At 42.9% G+C, this 22,856-nt stretch carries 18 protein-coding genes; 9 read left to right on the forward strand and 9 right to left on the reverse strand.

What is annotated here, in order from left to right:
- The first annotated feature begins 563 nt into the window (after positions 1–563).
- Positions 564–2,636 (forward strand): OmpA family protein, encoded by a 2,073-nt coding sequence (locus G500_RS0102645; RefSeq protein WP_027001465.1) that lies wholly within the window; start codon positions 564–566, stop codon positions 2,634–2,636.
- 152 nt (positions 2,637–2,788) lie between these two features.
- The gene (locus G500_RS0102650; RefSeq protein ID WP_027001466.1) at positions 2,789–3,088 is read left to right on the forward strand and encodes a HesB/IscA family protein; all 300 of its coding nucleotides are present in this window, start codon (positions 2,789–2,791) and stop codon (positions 3,086–3,088) included.
- 196 nt (positions 3,089–3,284) lie between these two features.
- On the opposite strand, the gene G500_RS0102655 is transcribed toward G500_RS0102650, so the two are convergent.
- From G500_RS0102655 to G500_RS22060, 3 genes are all read right to left on the reverse strand, one after another.
- Positions 3,285–4,001, reverse strand: coding sequence for a 3'-5' exonuclease (locus tag G500_RS0102655; RefSeq protein WP_027001467.1), 717 nt, complete (start codon positions 3,999–4,001; stop codon positions 3,285–3,287).
- 618 nt (positions 4,002–4,619) lie between these two features.
- Positions 4,620–5,528 carry a beta/alpha barrel domain-containing protein gene (locus G500_RS0102670; RefSeq protein WP_035756123.1) on the reverse strand — a complete coding sequence of 303 codons (909 nt, stop codon included), beginning with the start codon at positions 5,526–5,528 and terminating at the stop codon, positions 4,620–4,622.
- A 144-nt stretch (positions 5,529–5,672) separates the two neighbouring features.
- Positions 5,673–6,854 (reverse strand): AAA family ATPase, encoded by a 1,182-nt coding sequence (locus tag G500_RS22060; protein WP_086047788.1) that lies wholly within the window; start codon positions 6,852–6,854, stop codon positions 5,673–5,675.
- A 285-nt stretch (positions 6,855–7,139) separates the two neighbouring features.
- On the opposite strand from G500_RS22060, the gene G500_RS0102680 reads away from it, so the two are divergent.
- A complete protein-coding gene (locus tag G500_RS0102680; protein ID WP_027001469.1) occupies positions 7,140–7,673 on the forward strand; it encodes a TetR/AcrR family transcriptional regulator in 534 nt (177 codons plus the stop codon).
- Positions 7,674–7,748: 75 nt separating this feature from the next.
- A complete protein-coding gene (locus G500_RS0102685; protein ID WP_027001470.1) occupies positions 7,749–8,168 on the forward strand; it encodes a hypothetical protein in 420 nt (139 codons plus the stop codon).
- Positions 8,169–8,432: 264 nt separating this feature from the next.
- Here the strand turns inward: G500_RS0102685 and G500_RS0102690 are convergent, their stop codons facing one another.
- Both G500_RS0102690 and ruvX read right to left on the reverse strand, forming a co-directional pair.
- Positions 8,433–9,275 carry a hypothetical protein gene (locus G500_RS0102690; RefSeq protein ID WP_027001471.1) on the reverse strand — a complete coding sequence of 281 codons (843 nt, stop codon included), beginning with the start codon at positions 9,273–9,275 and terminating at the stop codon, positions 8,433–8,435.
- A 180-nt stretch (positions 9,276–9,455) separates the two neighbouring features.
- Positions 9,456–9,869 carry a Holliday junction resolvase RuvX gene (ruvX, locus tag G500_RS0102700; protein WP_027001472.1) on the reverse strand — a complete coding sequence of 138 codons (414 nt, stop codon included), beginning with the start codon at positions 9,867–9,869 and terminating at the stop codon, positions 9,456–9,458.
- Positions 9,870–10,163: 294 nt separating this feature from the next.
- Here ruvX and G500_RS24735 point away from each other — a divergent pair, with 294 nt between their 5' ends.
- The 5 genes from G500_RS24735 (at position 10,164) to G500_RS0102740 (ending at position 18,223) form a co-directional block, all read left to right on the forward strand.
- On the forward strand, positions 10,164–10,574 hold the full coding sequence (locus G500_RS24735) for a DUF4783 domain-containing protein (RefSeq protein ID WP_051203231.1): 411 nt from the start codon (positions 10,164–10,166) through the stop codon (positions 10,572–10,574).
- Between the two features lie 516 nt (positions 10,575–11,090).
- Positions 11,091–11,543 carry a hypothetical protein gene (locus G500_RS24740; protein ID WP_051203232.1) on the forward strand — a complete coding sequence of 151 codons (453 nt, stop codon included), beginning with the start codon at positions 11,091–11,093 and terminating at the stop codon, positions 11,541–11,543.
- Positions 11,544–11,789: 246 nt separating this feature from the next.
- On the forward strand, positions 11,790–13,901 hold the full coding sequence (locus G500_RS0102730) for a peptidylprolyl isomerase (protein ID WP_027001473.1): 2,112 nt from the start codon (positions 11,790–11,792) through the stop codon (positions 13,899–13,901).
- Positions 13,902–14,022: 121 nt separating this feature from the next.
- On the forward strand, positions 14,023–16,527 hold the full coding sequence (locus G500_RS24745) for a hypothetical protein (protein WP_154656985.1): 2,505 nt from the start codon (positions 14,023–14,025) through the stop codon (positions 16,525–16,527).
- Position 16,528: 1 nt separating this feature from the next.
- Positions 16,529–18,223, forward strand: coding sequence for a hypothetical protein (locus tag G500_RS0102740; RefSeq protein ID WP_027001475.1), 1,695 nt, complete (start codon positions 16,529–16,531; stop codon positions 18,221–18,223).
- Between the two features lie 77 nt (positions 18,224–18,300).
- Here G500_RS0102740 and fabD read toward each other — a convergent pair whose 3' ends face one another.
- From fabD to G500_RS24750, 4 genes are all read right to left on the reverse strand, one after another.
- The gene (gene fabD / locus G500_RS0102745; RefSeq protein WP_027001476.1) at positions 18,301–19,182 is read right to left on the reverse strand and encodes an ACP S-malonyltransferase; all 882 of its coding nucleotides are present in this window, start codon (positions 19,180–19,182) and stop codon (positions 18,301–18,303) included.
- 333 nt (positions 19,183–19,515) lie between these two features.
- Positions 19,516–21,579, reverse strand: a complete 2,064-nt coding sequence (locus tag G500_RS0102755; RefSeq protein WP_027001477.1) for an OstA-like protein — start codon at positions 21,577–21,579, stop codon at positions 19,516–19,518.
- Positions 21,580–21,832: 253 nt separating this feature from the next.
- A complete protein-coding gene (locus G500_RS0102765) occupies positions 21,833–22,267 on the reverse strand; it encodes a hypothetical protein (protein WP_027001478.1) in 435 nt (144 codons plus the stop codon).
- 7 nt (positions 22,268–22,274) lie between these two features.
- Positions 22,275–22,853, reverse strand: coding sequence for a Panacea domain-containing protein (locus G500_RS24750; protein ID WP_027001479.1), 579 nt, complete (start codon positions 22,851–22,853; stop codon positions 22,275–22,277).
- Positions 22,854–22,856: the final 3 nt, after the last annotated feature.

Below are 22,856 nucleotides of genomic sequence, written 5' to 3' on the forward strand. Positions count from 1 at the left end.
GGCGACATCACAAAGGTAGGAAAGACTTTTTTCAAATCCAAATCGAAGCCCAAAAATAGTCGAAAAAATTTTAAAGAAGCGTTTTTTACCCCAAAGTCGAAAGATTTGTAACTATTTTACAAAACTATTGACAGAAAGTCAGCCACGCCAATTTTTTAATGCTACTTTTTTTAGCAAAAAACATTAAACCAAAATCATCATACCTATATACGCGCAATGGCGGCACTTTTTTTTCAGAAAAGGCGAATTTAATTATTTTTACAAATTATCATTTTTTTTGTAGCGAAAAAATAAAAACGCCGCTATTTTCAAGACAAAATGGCAGAATTTGAACCGAACCGTCGTCGAGGGCGTTGCCCTTCGGCGAGGTCTGAAAAAAATTATCGGTTTGAGGCGCGAAGCGGCGGGAGCTTCGCGCTACAGGTAAAACCTCGACGACGGCTAACAGCCTCGTCGACGGTTGAGCGAAAACGAAAAATATTACCACGCCTTTCAACAAAAAGTCTTATATTGCCGTCATATCTTACAAAAGCAAGATAACGCAAATTTTACACGATAAAATTATGAAATATACGTATATTTTTTCTATAACGATGAGCTTGGTCTTCCTAATCCTAAGTGGCTGCTCCACGACCCTCCAGAAGGCGCAAAGTGAATTCGATAGAGCTGCTTATCAAAACGCCATTCCGCTTTTCAAGGCGCAGGCGGAAGAGAAACCCGATGAGGCACTGCTCGCCTACTACAAGTTGGGCGAATGTTATCGCCGTTCTAATCGGATAGAACAAGCCCTGCCACATTACGAAAAAGCCCTAAGCCTGCTACCGCAATACCCCGATTTGCTCACCTCTGCCGACAAAGACACGCTACAATTTTACTATGCCCAAGCCCTGCACACTGCCCAAAGGTATGACGAGGCGAAGGTAGAATATGAAAAATACGTACAAGAAGGGCGCACTGCCAAACTCAAAAATATCGCCCAAGTGCAGATAGAAACGCACCCCAACCTTGCCCAACTACAAAAGCCGCAGCCCTTTGTAGTGGTAGAAAACCTAAAAAGCATCAATTCGCCTGCTTCCGACTTTTCGCCTACCCCAATGGGTAAAGAAAATGGCAGCCTTATTTTCAGTTCGGCGCGTAGAAATGAAAAGAGTTATGCAGGCACAGGGGCAGGCTATTACGATTTATACAACTTTTCCTACCTCGACTCGGCACAAGGCACAGGCAGTGTCGCGATTTGGGAAGCGCAAAATCCGAACTTCAACCTCGAAGGCGTGCATGAGTCTTCGGCTACCTTTTCGCCCGACGGCAAACTGCTCGTCTTTGCTCGCAGTGGAAAGGGAAAAGGCGCGGACGACGACAAGGAAGTAAGCCTCTATCTTTCGCATTGGGTAGAAAATGCTTGGTCAGAACCGCAGCCCCTTTCCTACATCAATAGCACCGCTTGGGACGGCACTCCCTTTATCGCACCCGACGGCAAAACGCTATATTTTGCCTCCAATCGTGCCAGCAGCAAAGGCGGTTTAGACCTATACAAAGCCACCCTCACAGGCGAAGGCGCAAACCGAACCTTCACCAACGCCGAAAAACTCCCCGACGCGCTCAATACCGAAGGCAATGAGATGTTTCCTACCCTCGATGCAGCAGGTAATCTCTACTTTGCCTCCGACGGCAGAGGCGGCTTGGGCGGCTTAGATATTTTTATCGCCCCCGACTTTGAAAAACAAGGCGAAAAGGCAGAAATCAGGAACGTAGGCGCACCCATGAATAGCAGTGCCGACGACTTTGGCTTGCTTTTCACTGCCCTTTCCAATAACGGCAAACCGATGAAAGGTTTTTTGGTTTCGAATAGAAAAGAAGGCAGCGTAGGCGACGACGACATCTACCGTTTTAGCTTAGATAGTTTGGAAATGCGTTTTGTAGAGTACTACCTGCGCGGCATTACCTACTTAGCCGATGTCAATACAGGTACAAAAACGGTGCTTGCAGGCGTAAATCTAAGCCTTTTAGATGAAAAAGGAAATACCCTTTTCAAGACCCAATCTGATGCCAGCGGCAAGTTTCTCTTCGATACGCTTTTGGTGATGGATAAAAACTACACCGTTACGGTAGGAAAGGAAGGTTATATTACGCGAAGTGCCAAAAGCAAATTTTCTACCTTAGGCAGAGGCGTAGATGAAAAATCTTTACCGCAGATGTATAACACGATTTATTTTGATACCACTTATACTCTCACAAAAGACCTTTTAGTTACGACCACTACCGACAAGGGCGACATCTTGCCACCCGAAATCACCATTTTGTATGAATACGACAAAGACCGACTCACACAAGCCTCAAAAGATAGCTTAGATGTTTTTGTCAAATTCTTAAATGAATACCTAACCATCTATCCCGACGTAGAGCTTGTCTTTGGTTCGCATACCGACGAAAGAGGTTCGAATAGTTACAACCAAAAACTTTCACAACGCCGCGCCAATTCTGCCGTCAATTATCTCATCAGCAAAGGCGTGGAGAAGGCAAAAATCAAGGCTGTAGGCTATGGCGAAGAGCGTCCGAAAGTGCCAAAAGCCAAGACCGAAGAAGAACACCAACTCAACCGTAGAACCACGATTGAGGTGCGAAAAACAAAAGGATAGCCGCCTTTGTGCTACATTCTAAAAAATCCGAAGAAAAAATCCGAAGGGACAGGGCATTGCCTTGTCCTAAGTCGGATTGAAAGAAAACTATCTTTCTAAAAAACAAACGCTAAGGTTTTAAGCCAAATTCCCTTTTTTTCCCTAAAAACGCCATGTTTATTCCGATTACGGCAAAGGCTCTTGAAAAGATAAAGCAGATTCGCAGCCAAAAAAATATCCCGCCTCATTATCACCTACGCCTTCTGGTAGAGGGCGGCGGCGGCTGTGGGGGTGCGCGTTTTCGTTTAGGTTTTGATACAAAAAAAGACGAAGACGAAGCCTTTGAGATAGAAGGCTTGACCGTTATTTATCAAAAAAAACAACTTCTCTACCTAATAGACAAAGAGATAGATTACGAAGAACGCCAAGAGGCAGCAGGTTTTGTTTTCAATAAAGCCGCTCAAATGCACTAAGCCCTCAAAGAAGTTTATGCTAAAAAATTGTAGTTACTTTTGTAGGGACAAGGCAGTGCCTTGTCCGAAATTAGATTGAAAGAAAAACAAAAAATGTAGCATGAAGCTCCAGCTTCGTGCGAGGCAGGTGGCAGGGCGAAGCTGGAACTTCGCCCTACCTGTGCTGTCCGAAATTAGATTGAAAAAATACCTGCTTTCAGACCCAAACAATATTTTCCTGAGCGATAAGCGGCAGATTTTGCAGGCGCAAATAGACCTGTGCGGTCAGGACAACATCTTTGGCGCAATAGTGCGCAATCCGCCCTAAATCCTGCTCCTGATAATAGACCTTTTGCACCTGACTACCATCTATATCGTCCTTGCTGGTGGGCAAATCAAAAATGGCAGCCAATAGTTCGAGCGAGGTAAAGTGCTTGTAGTCGCCAAAACGCCAAAGTTGCATCGTATCCAAATGCGAAACCTCCCAAGGCTTTTTGTCGGCTACATTGAGCGCGTCGGGCAAATCTATGCCCTGCACCAACATTCTACGCGCAATATAAGGAAAGTCAAATTCTTTTCCGTTGTGTCCTAAAAGGCGTACATTTTTAAACTTTTCTATAATTTTTTTGAATTGTAGTAGCAATTTCTTTTCGTCATCAGCGGCTAAGGCTTTGACACGAAAGAAAATCTCGCCCTCTTCTTCCACAAAATGCCCTACACCAATCACGATAATTTTACCAAACTCGGCAAAAATACCTGCTCGCTCCTGATAAACTTGCGATAAATTCTGCCCTTCTTTTAGAAAATATTGCGCCTTTTTTTCCCAAAGGCTTTTAAATCTATCGGGCAGCTCTTCGAAGGTAGGATAGGCAGGAACGGTTTCGATGTCGAGGACTAAAAGAGAGGCAAGTTGTGAGAAATAAGCATTTTTCATATCTGGGTTGTGAAAAAGAAAACAAAGCGGAAGGAAAAAATGTAGAAATTGAAGGCGCACGTAGGGAAATAGGCAGTAACTTGTCCTATGCCCCAAACCCTAAGGGTCTTGAAGACCCTTAGGGTTTAAGTCCAAATTTTATTTCGTGTCAAATTTGAAAAAACTGTAATAAAACAAGGCTTTTGACAGAACTTAACATTACTACCCCTATATGGCGGGGCTTTTATGCGGTATCATTTTTTTGCATAAATGCAAAAAAATGATTTGGTTTTCGAACCCTCCCCTATGGGGGGAGGGCAGGCAGTGATGTTAAATTCTAAAAATCAAATGCAAATGTAGGGACAAGGCATTGCCTTGTCCGCAGCGAGATTGAAATAAAAAAGGATTTTCAAACCCAAAAATAGGGTTCAGTCCAAATTTTATTTTGTTTCTAATTTGACCAAACAAGTTTTTTTACAGAACTTAACATCACTGGGAGGGCAGGGTGGGGGTTCAGCAGGTTTGCATGAAGCACAAAAACCCGTTTTTTGACCTTCTGACCGTTGTAACAACACTAATAGGATAGGATTTTCAGACCCTATCCTATTCAAATCAAAATTTTGAAACGGTTGAAATTTTTTATTTGATAACTTCATATTCTTCCTGTGGGAAAACAGAACTCACCATCACAATAGCCTTTTGAAGGGCTTGTTCATCAAGTCCTAATTGGGCAGGTGAAAAGTTTTGGCTCTGTGCAAAAGCAAGGATTTTTTCGGTGGCGATATTGCCCGTTAGCTCGTCTTTTGCCATAGGACAGCCGCCGAAGCCGCCCATTGCGCCATCAAAATTTCTACAACCTCCTAAATAAGCGGCGGCGATTTTTTCCTCTGCCGTATTAGGGTTTGAGTGAAAATGACTTCCAAAACTGATATGCGGAAATTCTTTGATAAGCGACTCGAAAAGCGGACGAATTACCTGCGGCTGCGCTACCCCGATAGTGTCGGAAAGCTGTACCGATTGTACCGAAAGCCGCTCCAAACGATAGACAAAGTCGGTAACGCGCTCTACCTGATAGGGTTCGCCATAAGGATTGCCAAACGCCATCGATACATACACTACCAACTCTTTTCCCGTTTTGTAACAAACATCTTGCATCTTATCTAACAAATCCAACGCCTCCTCGATGCTTTTTTCGGTATTCCTGCGCTGAAATTCCTCTGAAATAGAGAGGGGAAAGCCCAGATAATGTACCTGCGGATATTGGGCGGCTTTTTTTAGCCCTCCCTCACCTGCGACAATCGCTAAGAGTTTGGTCTGCGTTGGCGAAAGGTCTAAAAGGTCTAATACTTCGGCAGTGTCGCGCATCTGCGGAATGGCACGTGCCGATACAAAACTCCCGAAGTCTAAAACTGGAAAGCCTACTTTTAAAAGGGCATTGAGATAAGCCGCTTTTAGTGAAGTAGGAATAAAGGTCTTGATGCCCTGCATGGCATCACGCGGACACTCGGTAATCAAAAGGGGGCGTGAAGGGGTACTCTGTGCGCTCATGTGTTTGTGTGCTTAAAATGGCTAAGATTAGGTCTTTATCTGTTGCAAATTACAAAAAAAACGCCACTTTTCCAATTTAGGAAAAGCAGCGCAAGATACTTTGGCAGCCAAATAAAAGACAGGAACTTGTTTTGAGTTTCTCTTTTAGAGTCCAAATCCCATTTTTTTGTCCTTTTCAATAAAGTCGGAAAAATCTTCGTTGAGGCGGCGGTTGAAGATTTGCGCCAAGGTTACGTCTTCGTCAAAGGACTTATCAATTTTATTGAGGCTCGCTATCTGATTGGCGTTTTCCTTGTCAATCTTATCGAAACGGTGAATCCCCAAGAGTCTGCCTTCGCGCAAAAGGGCTTTGTCCAAATTGCGAATGTCGGTATTAAAGGTACAGATGATTTTGAGGTTTAAAACGTCGGAAAGCAAGCCGTCGGAAACGTTGAGCAGGTTGGCAATAGAAGACTTATCGCCGATAAAGCTATCACGCGCCTGCACACTTTCTTCCGATTCTTCGATAATCAAGACGGCATCTTGATAGTCGGAAAGGAAAGTTATCAGTTCGGGACTTGCAATTTCGCGCAAAAGGCTAATGGGGTAGAAAATGTACTCCAATTCGGGGCGCGAGCAGCTAATCAGGTAGCGAATGTAGTTGGTCTTGCCACTTCCCGTAACGCCATGAAAGATGAAAAGCCCTGAACGGTTTTTTTCGTTGATGCCTTCCAAAAACATTTGGTGTTTAGAATCGAAGCCCTTGCCGTAATATAAGTCGAGGTCGGGAATTTTGGGGGCTTTAATTTCGTGCTTGCGCAGGCTTAACCCTGTTCTTGGGGTGCTACCCACGATATTGATGTAGCGTTTGCGGTCGTCTTCGGTTTCTTCTACACAGGTTTTGGCAATTTCAAAGACTTGCAAAAATTGCTCTAAGGTCGTATCTTCTACCGAAGTGATGGTATCCATACGAAAGAGAATATGATTAAGGTCTTTAACGGCATCATAGTCTATATTGACAACCATTTGGTCGTCTTTGAGAAAGAGATACCAGTCGATGGAAAAGCGTTCTTCTTTTTTGTTATAGCCTGTGTTGCGGCGATAGAGCGTTACTTTGCCCAAGCCTTCCTTTTCTAAGGCAGCGATAAACTTTTTGAGATTGACTAATTGGTTGTTTTCAAAGTATTCGCGCACACTAAAATCTATGAGCTTCTTGCCAAATTTGTTCAAAAGTAGGTAGTCTTCGCTAAAATAGCCGTCGCCAAAGACGTTGTATCTGCCTAAAAGGTTTTCTGTTTCGTGATTGGGGCGTGCGTTGCCGTTATGATTGCGGTTGGTATTCTGCATACAAAGAGAAAAGAAGATAAATAGGTTGAAGTGAAAGCAGGGCTGCCTTTTTCTGTTACTTTTAGTCTAACGACAAAGATAAGAAAAAAATTCGGATAGCCACATTTCTTTCCTATCTTTTGGGCAAGGATTCAAAAATAGGATTGCCCTGAAAGCGGTAAGGTTTGAAAGCGCACTGCCGCTGGGCTTATCCTTAGAAACAATCAAATTCCACAAAGGGCATTTTACAAACTATTTAAGACCTATTTACAAGCTATTATTGATAGACTTTTTTCTTTTTTTGAAATGACAAACAGCAGCGACATCTGGATAGAAGTAGGCTACAACGCCTTTGCCTTAGAAGGCTTCGAGGGACTCAAAATTGAGCGCATGGCAAAGCGAGCAGGCATTAGCAAATCTTCTTTTTACCATCATTTTGCAGACTTGGAAGTTTTCATGGCGCAACTTTTGGCGCACCATCTTGCTCAAATGCAGCACTTGGCAGCGCAGGAGCGCGTAGTGCAGAACATAGACCCTGCCTTAGTTGCCCTTTTGGTGGCACATAAGCAGGACATTCTATTCAATCGGCAGTTGCGGATTTGCCGCCATCTGCCTGATTTTGCCCAAATCCTACAAAAAACCGAAGCCGAATTGGGCGATACCTTTGTGCTTGTTTGGGTGCGCGAACTCAACCTAAAACTTTCTCCTGCACAGCTAAGGGCTTTTTTCGAATTGGCTCTCGAAAATTTCTTCTTGCAGGTCAATCCTCAAAACTTCAATACAGAGTGGCTGCGTCTTTATTTCCAAAAACTCAAAACGCTGGCGGCACACTTTGCCTAATTGTACGGCAGCGTCTAAAATGCCCCACTCGCTACCCCTACCTTTGTGGCACTTCTAACCAAACCTTTCAAAAAGATGAGCCACAAGTTTCATAAATTTTATTTATTGATAACCGCTTTTGTAATAGCCTCCTTTGCACCTGTATTTTTTTTAGGTACGATGCTCAATACGTCCGAACCCGCTCGCTGGACGCTCGACCTTTTAGCCTTCCCCCTCGATGGCAGTCAGGACTACCAAGCCCCTACAACACGCTTTTTATCAGCCCTCACAGGCGGCTTTTTGTTGGGTTGGGGCATCACCATTTTAGGGTTGCGACATTGGGTTTATGACCTTGCACCCGAAGGCGTAAGAAAGTCTGTCGTCTTGGGTACAGTGGCATGGTTTTGCTTAGATAGCGCAGGCTCTATCGCCGCAGGGCATCTTTCTAATGCCTTTTTCAATGTCTTGGTGCTTTTGGTTGCGATAGCTCCTTTCTATAAGCCTGCTAAAAATTAGTTTTATTTTTTACTACAAAACAGACAGATAGCGCAATGCTGCAATTTTTCAGCATTGTAATCGTAAAAAAAAGATGCACCTCGCCTCTTTATGGCAGCAAGGTTAGGTTCTGCCAAAAACCTTGTGTTGTCATATTAGAAACAAAATAAAACTTTAAACCCTAAGTATCTTGAAGAAACTTAGGGTTTGTTTTTGGCTTTTCTATTTCAATCCAATTTCAGAAAAGGGCATGTCTTTCCGCCCTTCCCTTTTTGTTTACACTCTCTACCAATCTGGTTTTGAAGGGTCTCTGGGCTTGGTTACTTTGCGCTGATTTTGTTGTAGATACTGCACTTCGCTATTTTTCATGGCATCGAGTATCATTTGCGCCTTTTCAGGGGAAATATTGAGTTCTTTGAGTTGGTCTTCTGCCGACTTCATCTCTTGCCCGTCTTGTGCGTCGCCTTTTTGATTTTGCTCGGCTTCTTTATCTTCTGGCTCTTCTTTGGCTTGTTCTTGTTGGTCGGATTGCTGCTGCTGCTGTTGTTCTTGCTGCTGGTCTTGGTCTTGATTTTGCTGATTTTGTTGGTTTTGCTGCTCCTGCTGCTTTTGTTGCTCGATAAGCCTTTTGAGAAGTTCGTAATTGTGGCGTGCCTCTTTGTTTTGGGGATTTGCTCTAAGGGCTTCTTTAAAATGATTAAGTGCTTCGGCAAGAAACTGCTTCTGAACTTTGGCAGCCTGCTCGCCTTTGAGATTTTGGGGCTGATGGCTGGCTTTCATCACACCAAGCTGCAAATTTGCCAACGACTTGACGTGCGGCTCTTTGGTTTTGTGCGCTTGATTGTAATAAATAACGGCGGCAGTATCGGAAAGATTAAAATAAGAGTGAGCCAAATCGAGTGCTACGGCATCTTGGCTGACAAGTTCTTCGTTGCCTAAAAGGTAGCGGAAAGCGCGTGCCGAACTTTTGTAGTCTTGCTCTTGATAGGATACTGTTCCTTCTCTGATGCTCTTATTTACTTCGTTGATAGCCAAAGGATTCCACTTGACCCAATCGGAGGGAACTTGTAAGGTTATCAGACCCAAAGAAGAAAAAAGAGAAGCCATTAAAAGAGAGATACCTTTCATACAATTTGACGAAGTTTTTTAGATTGAGGGTCTTTGAAGGTAGCAAAAAAGCAAACGCCCTTCAAGATTTCGAATAAACGATTCGGAATTAGCACAGCAAGATAGCTTTTTTTTCTCAAAAGTCAAGTTAAACCTTGTTAAAATTTGGCGCATGGGCAGTTTCTAAATTTTACTCTCCCCTTAGTGCATCTTTTCCATAAAAGATTGCAGAATCAGAACGGCACTAATTTTATCGAGGTTGCCTTTTTGCTGACGGTCTTTTCGGCTACTACCCATTTCTATCATCGTATCTAAGGCAATTTTAGAAGTAAAACGCTCATCTTCTAAATGAATAGGAATATCGGGGAAGGTTTCGGCTAATTTTTTATGAAAGGCACGCACGTGTTGGGTGTTGTTGGTATCGCTCTGGTCGAGTTTGAGCGGCATGCCCAAGACAAAGGCTTCTACGGCTTCGGTTTTGGTATAATTTTGTAAAAAGACCAATACATCTTTGGCGTGTATAGTATCGAGGGCTGTGGCAATGATTTTGAGCGGGTCGGTTACGGCAATGCCTACTCTTTTAGTGCCATAATCTAAGGCAAGGATTCGTCCCATAGGTTGTAAAAGATTTAGGATACAAAGGTAGTGTTTTATTCTGTCTTGATAGGTGCTTTCCAAAACCGCGCCTTTTCAAGACCCTAAAAAAAGGCTTGCGGTTTTTAATTGCTACCAGACACAAGGATTTGATACAGAATTTTGAAGGCGTTTTGTTAGATGTCAAATTTTAATCTAAGGAAAAATAGAGTTGGTACGGTTTTAGCCTAAGTCTTGTCGAAAACAAGGGTAAAAATAAATGCAGACCTTTTGTTCCTTCCTCCATTTAGGCACTCATTCTTCAACGCTACGACCATGAAAGCTACCTTCGCCATTACTTTATTTTATTTATTGCTTCAATTTTTTGTAGCTTCGCCTACCTTAGCACAAAGCGAGGAGGAGGTCATAGATTTTGCACAGACCGCCATAGAAAGTGGCAGTGCCAAAGAACTCATCAAATACGTGCATAGCCAAGTAGAGTTGGGATTCGGCGAAAACAGAGGCAGCTATGGCAAATCGCAGGCAGAATTTGTCTTACGCGATTTCTTTACCAAAAATCCGCCGCGTGCCTTCGAGTACGTACATAAAGGCGCATCGAAGGAAGGCTTGCGCTATGTTATCGGCAAATACACCGCCCAAGATGGCACGACCTACCGCTCCTACATGCTCATCAAAACTTACGAGGGCAATCACGTCATAGAAACCCTCGATTTTGCCAAAGAGTAGGGCAAGCCAAAATCAAAAACGCCTTGCACACTTTTAACCTGCAAGCGAACAGACATTTTAGAGTGAGTCATTTTGTCTTTTTGAGTCGGAAAAAGAACCTTGCCTTGCAAGGTTTTTTTTTGCCCCTTCAAATAAACCGCGCCTTAGTGAGGCTTTTGCAAAGTAATGTTGCGTTCTGCCAAAAGCCTTAAATTAGAAATGAAATAAAGTTTGGTCTGAAAACCCTTTTTCACTTCAACCTCACTTCGGAAAAGGCAAAACTTTGTCCCTACATTTGCCTCTGATTTTTAGAATTAGAATTTAAAACCACAACCCTAAAAGTCAGTCAGAGCGCAAAAAAACACCATTTGGGTAGGCACGCGATTGAAAGCCATAAAACGCCTTTTTTTACGAAAAAAAAGAAGACAAAGTTAAAGTTTCTTAATTCTAACGCAACAAAAAAACAAAATGCGTTCCTTTGTGTTCTTGTAGGAAACACAACACAAGTACCTACCTCTATTTTAGCCACCTAAAACCATGCTCACCCAAGAAATGCAAGCTACGGAAGTTATCTACCAAGACCGTTTTGTTGAAGTATTGAAGATAGAAAACGAACCTACCCTTATCTGCAAGACCAAAGGGGGCTTTATTCCCTCCGAAGACTTCAAGATAGCTTTCGGCGCGATTGGCGAATACATCAAACACGCCGTAACGCCGATAAGGACGCTTATTTTTGACAAATCTACCCTTCGCACCTTCGACCAAAATGCCATGACTTGGTATCACATCGAATGGAAACCCAAACTTCTCTCTTTTGGCTTGCGCTTTCACAAAAAAATATTGCCGCAAGATGACTTCTTCCGAAAATCAGTAGAAATTGGAAAGGCACGCATAAAAAAAGAACACCCCCAATTCAACTTCGAAACTTTCAAGATAGAATACTATGAAAGCCTCGACGAAGCCTTAGCTGCTGCCAAAATAGCCTACTAAGCCGCTCAAAGATAAAAAAGAAGACTACTTTTTATTCTGTCCCCCCCTAAAAAAGTCTTCTTTTCAAGTCCGATTGTTTGCGTTTTGTTTTGCGTTTTTTAAATGAGAGTTATTGTAAGGTCAAGACTTGGAGAACCTCGTTGTTTTTCAAGTCTTTTTTGCATCTTTTTCACAGAATAGACACCGCCATTTTGAAATTTGCTAAATATTCTCTTATCTTTGCAGCCTAAAAATTTGGACACTAAGATGGCAATAATAGACTCTATTCGCAAGCGCACCGCACTTCTGCTTTTCATTATCTTGGGTGCTTTGGTCGCATTTATCCTAACCGACTTCTTTTCCTCGCGTCAATTACTTTCCCAAAAGCAAATCATTGGGGAAATTGATGGCAGAGAAGTAGAAGTTTCAGAATTTCAGAACGAACTCGAAATCCAGAAAGCTACCTACGAAATGAACGGCGGCGTAGCCCCTACACCCGAACAGATGTTCTATGTACGTGGCTTGGCTTGGGAAAATCTTATCTATAAGATTGCCTATCAGGTTGAGTTCGAAAAATTAGGCATCAACGTTACAGACGAGGAAATCGTCGATATGATTCAGGGAAATAATCCGATTCCCGAAATCGCACAATCTTTCACAAACCAACAGACAGGCAAATTCGAACCCAAAGCCGTCGTTACTTTCCTGAAAGACTTAAACAAATACCCCGCCGACGTACAACAGCGTTTCTTGTTCATCGAGCAGAACCTGCCCCTGCGTCGTATGCGCGAAAAATATGAGGCTTTGATGGGCAAGACCGTCTATGCCACTAAATTAGAAGCCAAGCAGCGTTATACCGAGCAAAACGCCAAGCGCGACCTTCGCTATTTGCATGTGCCTTATAGCAGCGTGCCTGATAGCGTCGTAAAAATTACGGACAGCGATTTGCAAAGTTATTACGACAATCATAAAAAAGACTATGAAGGCGAAGCGATGGTATCTTTCGAATACGCGCTTTTCCCACTCAATCCTTCAAAAGAAGATACTGCCAAAATTGTAGGCGAACTCGAAACTTTGAAGCCTCAATTTGAAGCAACCCAAAAGGATACTTCTTTTGTCAATATGCACTCACGTGGCGGCACGCCCTTCCGCGTTTTGCGCCCCAACGAAATTCCCAAACCTGTCGCCGACGCTGGCGCAGTAGAAGTGGGCAAGGTAGTAGGACCCGTCTTGAACGGCGATATGTACGCCCTTTACAAAGTTATCGGCGAGCGTGAAGATAGCATCTATTCTATGCGTGCTTCTCACATCTTGATTACTGCCAATAAAAACATGCCCGATAGCACACGTGCCGAAGCGAAGAAAAAGGCGCAAGATGTCCTAAACCGCGCCCTTGCAGGCGAAGACTTTGCCGCCTTAGCCGCTCAATATGGCGAAGATGGTACAAAGTCAAAAGGTGGCGATTTGGGTTGGTTTTCAGAAAAAGCCATGGTCGCACCTTTCGAAGAAGCCATTTTAGCCGCTTCTCAAAAAGGCGTATTGAAGACTTTGGTAGAAACCGAATTTGGCTATCATATCATCAACGTAACCGAAACCAAGACCAAAAAGCAGTACGTTATGGCTGCCATCTCACGCGAATTGAACCCAAGTGCCGCTACACGCGACGCAATTTACCGCAAGGCAGGCATGCTTTCTACGGCGAAAAATGCCCAAGAATGGGAAGAGCAGTTGAAAGGTTTTGGTCAGATGAGCATACAAGCGAATGACGTTCCACAAAATTCACGCAACATCAACAACTTGCGTGATGCCGACGTGCGCCAAGTCTTGCTTTGGGCTTTCAACGAAGAAGAAGCTAAAATCGGTCAGGTTTCAAAAGAAATCTACGAAATTGAAAATAGCTACTTAGTCGTGATGCTCAAAGAAAGAACGGCAAAAGGGGTGCAGCCTTTGGCAAAAGTAGAAGAAAAGGTACGCGCCGAAGTCTTGAAAGAGAAAAAAGCCCTTATCATTCTATCCGAACTGAAAAAAGCAAGCGGCACGCTCGACCAAATGGCTTCTACCTATGGAAAAGGGGCGCAGGTACATTCTATGCAGGGCGTAACGCTGCACAGTTTCTCGCTCAATGCCGTAGGCAGTGCCAATAAAGCTATCGGTTGGGCATTTGCCAATGAAGCCAATGCACAGTCAAGCCCCATTCAAGATGAAAATGGTATTACCATTGTCAAGGTAGAAAAGGTAGAAGACGCGCCCGAAATTGCCGACTATGCCTCTTACAAAGAGCAAATCGAGCAGGCAAAACGCAATGCCTCTGCCCTGAATATGCGCAAAGCCATCGAGCAAATCACGAAGGCAGAGCATAAAATTGACAAATACTATTAAAAATAGAGCCTCTTATTTTTTTAAAAAGCGAAAGGAAGCCCCTTTCGCTTTTTTTGTCGAAAGATGTTTTTTAGCTAAAATTAGTTATTTTTGCAAGCCTTCTCCTAACTTAGCACGTATTATGGCAAAATCCAAGACCTACGATTTCGGCTCTTTCACGCAAGCCTTAGCACAAAGTGGCACAGAGGAAGATGTAAAAAGCCTTTATGCACAGCATTTTGATTTAAAATATAATACAAAAGATAGGCACGACCTCTACACTCCCGAAGTTCTTTTTGAATTTAAGTATGAAGCCCATTTCGAAACACGCAAAAATACGGCGCGAGTTTTGGCACAGATGCTCTACTATGTGCGTAGGCTTAAATTTGGGCTTACCGATAAGCGCATTTCGTCCTACCTCTGTTTGGCAGACAAAAAAGCCGCCTTGCTGCTCCCTACTGCCCTTTGGAAGGAATTTTATACAGACCCACAAGATTTGTACGATTGGGATTTAACGCCCAGCAACCCCGACACGCGCCTGATTGCAGACCTTGCCCAATCTGATAAATTGAAAAATGCAAAAGTTTTTAGTTTTGAAAGTCAGCCTGACTATGAAGTTTTTTACGAAAGACTTTCTTTGGCTTTGAAGGGAACACTCCCCTTAGAAGGTTTTGATAAAAAACTAATTACAGAAGAAAACTTCGAATCTGTATTTGTCTATTGGAATCAAATTTTTGGCGATTCTGTCCGCAATGGCTTCAAAACGAGTCGTTATTTTGTGAGCGATATTCAGCAGGGCAATACCATTTTTTTGAAGGAGCAGAGTAAGGCTTTTTTCAGAATTGGGCAAAGTGGAGAAATCAAAGAAAAGAAAATTTTTGCCAAAGACTACGAATATTTTTGGGAAATTTATGAGCGCGTACAGGAGCCTGCCGTCATGCGAAGCATTTTGGCTAAAATTGATAGGCTTACCGACGAAACCATGCGACGCTTTCATGGCGAATTTTTCACCCCCCTACCCTTTGCGCAAAAAACCCTCGAATACATAGAAAAAACGTTGGGAAAGGCTTGGTGGAAAACAGGGAAATATCGCCTTTGGGACATGGCGGCAGGAACGGGAAACTTGGAATATCACCTGCCGACCGAAGCCTTGCCCTTTTGCTACCTTAGCACGCTTTACAAGGAAGATGTGGAGCATTGCGAAAAATTGTTTCCAAAAGCTACTATTTTTCAATACGATTATTTGAATGATGATGTTGGAAATGTCTTTTTAAATGGAAGCGCACACCTTTTCAATATCACTTGGAAACTGCCCGAAAAACTGCGACAAGACCTTGCAGACCCCAATCTCACTTGGATTATCCTTATCAATCCGCCTTTTGCAACCAGTTCCTTAGCAGGCACAAATGAAACAAATAAGGCAGGCGTAAGTGATACAAAACTTCGCAAAATGATGCACAAAGAGAACTTGGGCGAAGTAAGTCGTGAGCTTTTCGCTCAATTTTTGTATCGCATTAAATACGAATTTGACAACAAAAAAACTTTTTTAGGGCTTTTTTCTACCCTCAAATATCTCAACTCGAACAACGACCAAAAATTTAGAGATACTATTTTTCAATTTAAGTTTGAGAACGGTTTTGCATTTTCTTCTGCCAACTTTTCGGGAACAAGTAAAGCCTCTCCATTCCCTGTGGGTTTTCTTTTATGGAATTTGGCAGAACAGACTCCCATTGAAAAACAAGAACTTCGCTTAGATGTGTTCAACCATCAAGTAGAAAAAATTGGGGTGAAAGAAATTGTGGTTGCACACAGAAGTAATTTTTTAAATAAATGGATAAAAAGACCAAAAGGCATTAAAAAATTTCCGCCTTTTAGCAGTGGCATTACCATCAAACCCAATACCAAAGATGTACGGGATAGAATTAGTGAAAACTTTATCGCCTCTCTGATGTGTGCAAGTAATGATTTGCAGCATCAAAACTTTACTGCCCTGCTTTCAGGTCCTTACGTAAGTGCAGGAAGTTTGTCGATTGAACCCGACAATTTCGAAAAAGCCATGGTTGTTCATGCCGTTCGCCGTCTGCCAAAAGCCACTTGGCTTAACGACCGCGACCAATTTATGCAGCCCCAAAAAGAAGTGCCACTACAATTTATCTTAGATGCTACTGTTTGGAATTTGTATTGTAATAGCAATCAGACAGTTGCTTTAAAAAATATAAATTACAAAAATGAAATTTATCAGATAGAAAATCATTTTTTCCCTTTTCTGAAAGCCGAAATTTCACAATGGAAAATAAGCGATTCTGATGTACGCGATAGCCTTTTGGCTCATTCAGAGGAGCGTTTTATGGCGCAATGGTTGGAAAAAAACAAAACGCAGTTTTCCAAAGAAGCCCTTGCCGTTTTAGCGGCTGGAAAAGCACTTTGGCAATTTTATTTTGAGCGTCTAAACGAGCTTAACACGCCCAAATTTAAAATACAAACGTGGGACGCAGGCTATTGGCAAGTCAGAAATGCCCTTGCCGACCAAAATATAGGTGAAAAAGAAACGCTATTTTTAAAACAAAAGCACAACCTACTAAAAGCCAAACTTCTACCACAGGTCTATGAATTGGGCTTTTTAGCAAAAGAAAATTTGGAATATTAGTATGAAAGCAGAATACGAAGAAAATTCTTTTTTACAAAAAAAACATGGTATTTTTTTCACCCCCCTACCCTTTGCGCAAAAAGCCCTCGAATACGTAGAAAAAGCGTTGGGAAAGGCTTGGTGGAAAACAGGGAAATATCGCCTTTGGGACATGGCGGCAGGAACGGGAAACTTGGAATATCACCTGCCGACCGAAGCCCTGCCCTTTTGCTACCTTAGCACGCTTTACAAGGAAGATGTAGAGCATTGCGAAAAATTGTTTCCAAAAGCTACTATTTTTCAATACGATTATTTGAATGATGATGTTGGAAATGTCTTTTTAAATAGACAAGCTCACCTTTTCAATATCACTTGGAAACTGCCCGAAAAACTGCGACAAGACCTTGCAGACCCCAATCTCACTTGGATTATCCTTATCAATCCGCCTTTTGCAACCAGCTCGACGGCAGGATTTAAGGGCGACAGTAAAAAAGATGTGAGCGATACACAGGTTAGAAAAAAAATGCACGAAGAGGGTTTGGGCGAAGTAAGTCGTGAACTTTTCGCTCAATTTTTGTATCGCATTAAATACGAATTTGACAACAAAAAAACTTTTTTAGGGCTTTTTTCAAAAATAAAATACCTAAATTCAAACAACGACCAACGCCTGCGCGACCAAGTTTTTCGCTACCAATTTGAAAATGGTTTTGTATTCTCTTCGGCAAACTTTGCAGGCACGAGCAAAACTTCTGCCTTTCCTGTGGGCTTTTTATTTTGGAATCTGGACAAAGAAAACGAAATAGAAAAGCAAGAAATAGTAGTCGATGTTTTCGATAGCGAAGTGCAAAAATATACGCAAAAACATATCAAAACAGAAAGTAGAGAAAAATTCCTATCAAAATGGATAAAGCGCGAATCTGCAACAGAGATTTTTCCACCTCTTAGTTCGGCAATTACAGTAAAAACAAATACAAAAGATGTACGCGATAGGATTAGCAAAGACTTTTTGGCTTCTTTTATGTGCGTGAGCAACGATTTCCAACATCAAAGCAAAACTTGTTTTCTTTCCGCTCCTTATGTAAGTGCAGGCGCGTTTTCGGTTACGCCCCAAAATTTTGAGCAAGCCATGGTTATTCATGCCGTTCGCCGTCTGCCAAAAGCCACTTGGCTTAACGACCGCGACCAATTTATGCAGCCCGATAAAAATTTGCCCACCGATTTTATTCTCGATTGTGCTGTGTGGAATTTATTTTCTACCACAAACTTAACTGCTTCCTTGCGCAATATTTCCTACAAAAATGAAATTTATCAGATAGAAAATCATTTTTTCCCTTTTCTGAAAGCCGAAATTTCACAATGGAAAATAAGCGATTCTGATGTACGCGATAGCCTTTTGGCTCATTCAGAGGAGCGTTTTATGGCGCAATGGTTGGAAAAAAACAAAACGCAGTTTTCCGAAGAAGCCCTTGCCGTTTTAGCGGCTGGAAAAGCACTTTGGCAATTTTATTTTGAGCATCTAAACGAGCTTAACACGCCCAAATTTAAAATACAAACGTGGGACGCAGGCTATTGGCAAGTCAGAAATGCCCTTGCCGACCAAAATATAGGTGAAAAAGAAACGTTATTTTTAAAACAAAAGCACAACCTACTAAAAGCCAAACTTCTACCACAGGTCTATGAATTGGGCTTTTTAGCAAAAGAAAATTTGGAATATTAGACCCAAACTTGACATAAAGAAAGGACAAGGCAATGCCTTGTCCGAAGATTGTAATAAAGTGGCGCGTTCCTGCTATTTTAAGCCAAAACCAAAGAAGAGGTATTGCCCTGACGGTATATTTTTTTGACCAAGCCCTGCAAAACATTCCCCGGTCCTACTTCTATGAAATCAGTAGCACCAGCTTGCTGCATTTGCGTAATGGTCTGTGTCCAGCGCACAGGAGCGGTAAGTTGTGCAATCAGATTTGCCTTAATTTGTTGTGTATCAAGGTGCGGTTTGGCATCTACATTTTGAAAAATCGGGCAGATGGGCGTTTGGAAAGTGGTCTTTTCAATCGCTTCGGCTAATTGCGCACGTGCAGGCTCCATCAGCGGCGAGTGAAATGCGCCCCCTACCGAAAGCAAAACTGCGCGTTTTGCCCCTGCTGCCTTTAATTTGTCGCAAGCCAATTCTACCCCTTTGAAAGTACCCGAAATCACGACCTGCCCAGGGCTATTGAAATTTGCCGCCACTACCACCTCTTCGATAGAGGCGCAGGCTTCTTCTACCACTTCATCGGTTGTACCCAAAATTGCCGCCATTGTAGAGGGCGCAAGTTCGCAGGCTTTCTGCATGGCATTGGCACGCACCTGCACCAAGCGCAAACCGTCGGCAAAAGAGAGGGTACGGTTTGCAACTAAGGCGGAAAATTCGCCCAAAGAGTGTCCTGCTACCATGTCGGGGGCAAAATCAGGAGTAAGCAAAGCCAAGACGACAGAATGGAGGAAGATGGCAGGTTGCGTTACTTTGGTCTGTTTGAGGTCTTCTTCGCTGCCTTCAAACATAATATCGGTGAGGCGGAAGCCCAAAATTTCATTTGCCTGCTCGAAAAGTTGGCGGCTTTCTTCGGAATAGTGGTATAAATCCTTTGCCATGCCTGCAAATTGCGACCCCTGACCGGGAAAAAGATATGCTTTCATATAAATTTTGAAAATAAGTTTGGGAATTGATGGTGAGGGGCGTTGTTGCAACGATAAAAGTCTTAAATGCACGCCACCCCAAACCCCGCCCCCATAGGGCGGGGCTTTGATTTGGCATCATTTTTTTTGCATTTATGCAAAAAAAATGATTTGGCTTTCGAACCCTCCCCTATGGGGGGAGGGCAGGGTGGGGGTTCAGCAGGTTTGCGCGAAGTACAAAACCCCGTTTTTTGACTTTCTGACCGTTGTAACAACGCCTGGTAAGGCAGAAAGCAAAGTTACGCAAATCTTGGTTTCTTGCTTTTTGCCTACTTTCTGCCCACTTCTTGTTATTTATTTCTTTCCGCCTACTTCATAGACCACTTTCCACCTATCGCCCTTTCCTACCTCGCGCTGCCCCGCTACAATTTTGCGAATTTTGAAAGGCGGGAATTTGGGTGCAAAGCGAAAATCCTCGCCTTTGCGTATCATTTCAGGATAAACCAAGATGGCAGGCGAAATAAAGCCCTGTTTTGCTTCTTTGCGCAGTGTTTCGGGCAGGCTTTCCAAATCTTCGGGGTATAACCAAAGGTAGAGTTGCTGCTCAAAGTCAGAGGGTTGGGCATTGCGCTTGAAAAAAGTGATTTTCTGATTTTTTTCGTCGTAATAGACCTCAAAAATGTCTTTGATGATAAGTTCGCCTTCGGGAACTTCCACACGCTGCTTCCTTCCGTCGGGATTTCTACCTGCCAAGATGCCCTCACGCGTAGGGCGTTGGTCTATCTTCCACGTAAAATTTTCTAAGCGGTTATTAGTAGAATCTACTTTTTGTGGGGGAACTACCTTTCCTTCGGGGCTTTGCAGAAAACGAATCTCTTTAATTTGGTTCGAATCGGCAAAATAGATGTGAATATTGCTACACTTGATATAATTTAGTCCCTTCCAGACGGCGCGTTTTTGGGTTTCTTCCAAAAGGTGATAAATACTTTCGCCGTTTCCACTGATAAGGACGCGCTGTATCTGACTTAGGGTATCAAAATGCGCCTCCAAATCGCGCCCCTTTATTTGGTCGAATTGCCCGAAACGATTTTGCGATACCACAAAGGCTTTTTCTTTGATGTCGAGCCGCTCTAAGCGGTTTTCTATCATCTTTGCCTTAATGTTTTTGCCTGAAAGTTGGTTGATTTCTGCCCAAATATAAGGGTCGAAGTCGAGATAGATAAGGGAATCGGCAAGGTCGTAGGAAAGCGAATCGCAGATGGCTTGAAAGTCGCGTGTGTAGATGCGTACTTTGCGGTAGGCAAACATTTTTTGTTTGCTCGGAATGGTGTCATTATTGGCAATAATCGTATCTGCCGCCACAAAGAGCGTATCGCCCTCCAAAGGGCGAATCAGAAGCGCGTTGCCGTAGGCTTCAAGGCTTCGCTCGATGCCGTCGTAGTAGGCTTGGTCGCCATAAAGGGTCGTTTTTTCTTTTTTGTAATAGAGTTTGACATCGCCTTTCGCAACTCCCTTTTCCTTCACATTGTCAAAATCCACGAAGCGGGCATCGATGATATACTCTTTATTTTCGAGCTTGGTGCGTCCAGTGGCATTGGGCGAACCTTTCATGACTCCCGTTGTGGTATTGTAGGTGCTTCCTTTTTGGGCTTCTATGCGTCCGTCGCGCGTTCTGACGATGGCTTCTTCATCAAAATAGGCGATTTTGGTATTGGTATCATAGGTAATGGAATCGCCATCGACAAAGGTATCTTGCCCTCGCACCTGTACCTTTCCTGCAAAGGTCGCGATTTTGGTGTCGGTATTGTAGTAGCCGCGCTCACTGGTAAGGTTCGATTGTCGGTCATAGACCGTTCCGCCGTCGTAGTAATAAGCCACGCGACGGTGCATGTCGTAATTCATGCGTTGCGTGCGTACCGTTTTTTCTTGGTCTTGTAAGACGACATTGCCCCATAATTCGGCTAATTTGGTATTGCCATTGTAGAAAAGCGTATCGCCTACAAGGGTTACACTGTCATTTTCTACAAAGCGGATATTGCCATAGGCTTCGATATGATTGCGGTCTAAATACTGATAGGCAGTATCGCAGAACATCAGCGTATTTTTCTGCTTAAATTGTACCTGCTTTTCTTTGTCGCGCCGCACGATACGGATTTTTTCACCATTGGGCAAAACATCACCCTCCAACTCACCTGCATAGAGCATCTCGACGCGCTGCATGGGCGTATTGACCGTATCAATGGGGTCTATTTGGGGAATGACAGCAGGCAGAGAATCCTTGTGGTAGGTAGGCGACTGCACCTGCTTCTTGTCTTGCGCCCCAAGCGGACTAAGGCTTGTAAAGGTTAGGACAAGCAACCCCACGAAAAAAAAACGCACCCCAAGGCGCAGTTGAGAAAAGACAAGCTCTATAATCATATCAAATCTGATAAAACAAAGAAAAAGCGGCAAAAGAATTACAAAGGTAGCGCAAACTTCGCAAATCGAGTGCAAATCCTACCCAAGCGGGCAGAGTTTTGGGCTTTTTTAACGCAGGCGAGCCATTTGGCACGAAATAAAATTTGGCTAAAATCCTGCTTTTGGGTCTGCAAACCCTTTTCTATTTCAATCTCACTTCGGAAAAGGCAGTGCCTACATTCAAACCCAACTTTTAGAGCCTAAAACTGCGAAATTAGGGGGTAGGAAGCCTTTGTTTCAATTCCTCCTCTATCAAAGGACTTGCCTGCAAACCTATCAAGATTTGCTCATAGTATATTTCTGGAAGTTCTCCTTTAAAAGTCAGAAGCCCTTGATTGTACTTAGCCGCAAATTCTGAAAGTGTGTAGATATGTGTTTCGTTACAATTTACATAGGTAGGCAGGCTAAAAACAGCAGCAGTACCCGCAGGAATATAAACCAACGTTTGTGTGGGCAAATTTCGGCTTTCTACAAAGCGTTTGATGGTTTCAAACTGTGAGGTGCAACAAGATAAAATGAGCAAATCTGCCTCTGTTCGAGCAATGCAAACGTAATAGTGGGGCTGGGGACTGTTCAGCCTATTTGAAGCAAAATAGTATATCTTCTTAGCCTCTATACTTTCAAGAAACAAAGACATAGGAATTTCCATCTTCTTTTCAGACAAAGTAAAGCGATTTGGAAATTTCTAAAAAATCCTCGCTTTCGTTGAAAATTTCTATTGATAATTGAGGGGGGATTTTTTCGAAAAAAAGTGCAAAGTCGATTTCAAAACGTGAGCAATTTCCTTGTTCAAGCAGTGCTTCATAGGCTCGCCATTCAGGAAATTGGTGAGAAAGTTCAGAAAGCGTAAAAGCGTCAAAATTGCCAAAAGCATCATAAATAAGACACAAACATTCTATGTCTGTTTTAGAAAATACACTTAAATCGGGCGAATTGATATGGCTATATTCATATTTTTCAAATTTCCCCAAAAAAAGACAAGTGTATTCCAATTCTACTTGGCTCAATAGGCGGTCGTTGTGTTCCAACAAATCTCTTGTAGAAGAAGCCACAGGACCGTAAGGCATGGCAAAATAAATATCGCCTGTAATGGTTCGGGCATATTTTCTAAGATGCAGCCTATCGGCAAGCCATATTAGCTTGATGGCTTTCATTTTATTGAGCCTTCCTCCACTTTTTTGAGCGAAAAAAGCCAAAGCCTGCACTGCCTTTTTGTAGTGAAAACCTATTGTCATGGC

The organism is Hugenholtzia roseola DSM 9546, assembly GCF_000422585.1.
Lineage (GTDB): Bacteria > Bacteroidota > Bacteroidia > Cytophagales > Bernardetiaceae > Hugenholtzia > Hugenholtzia roseola.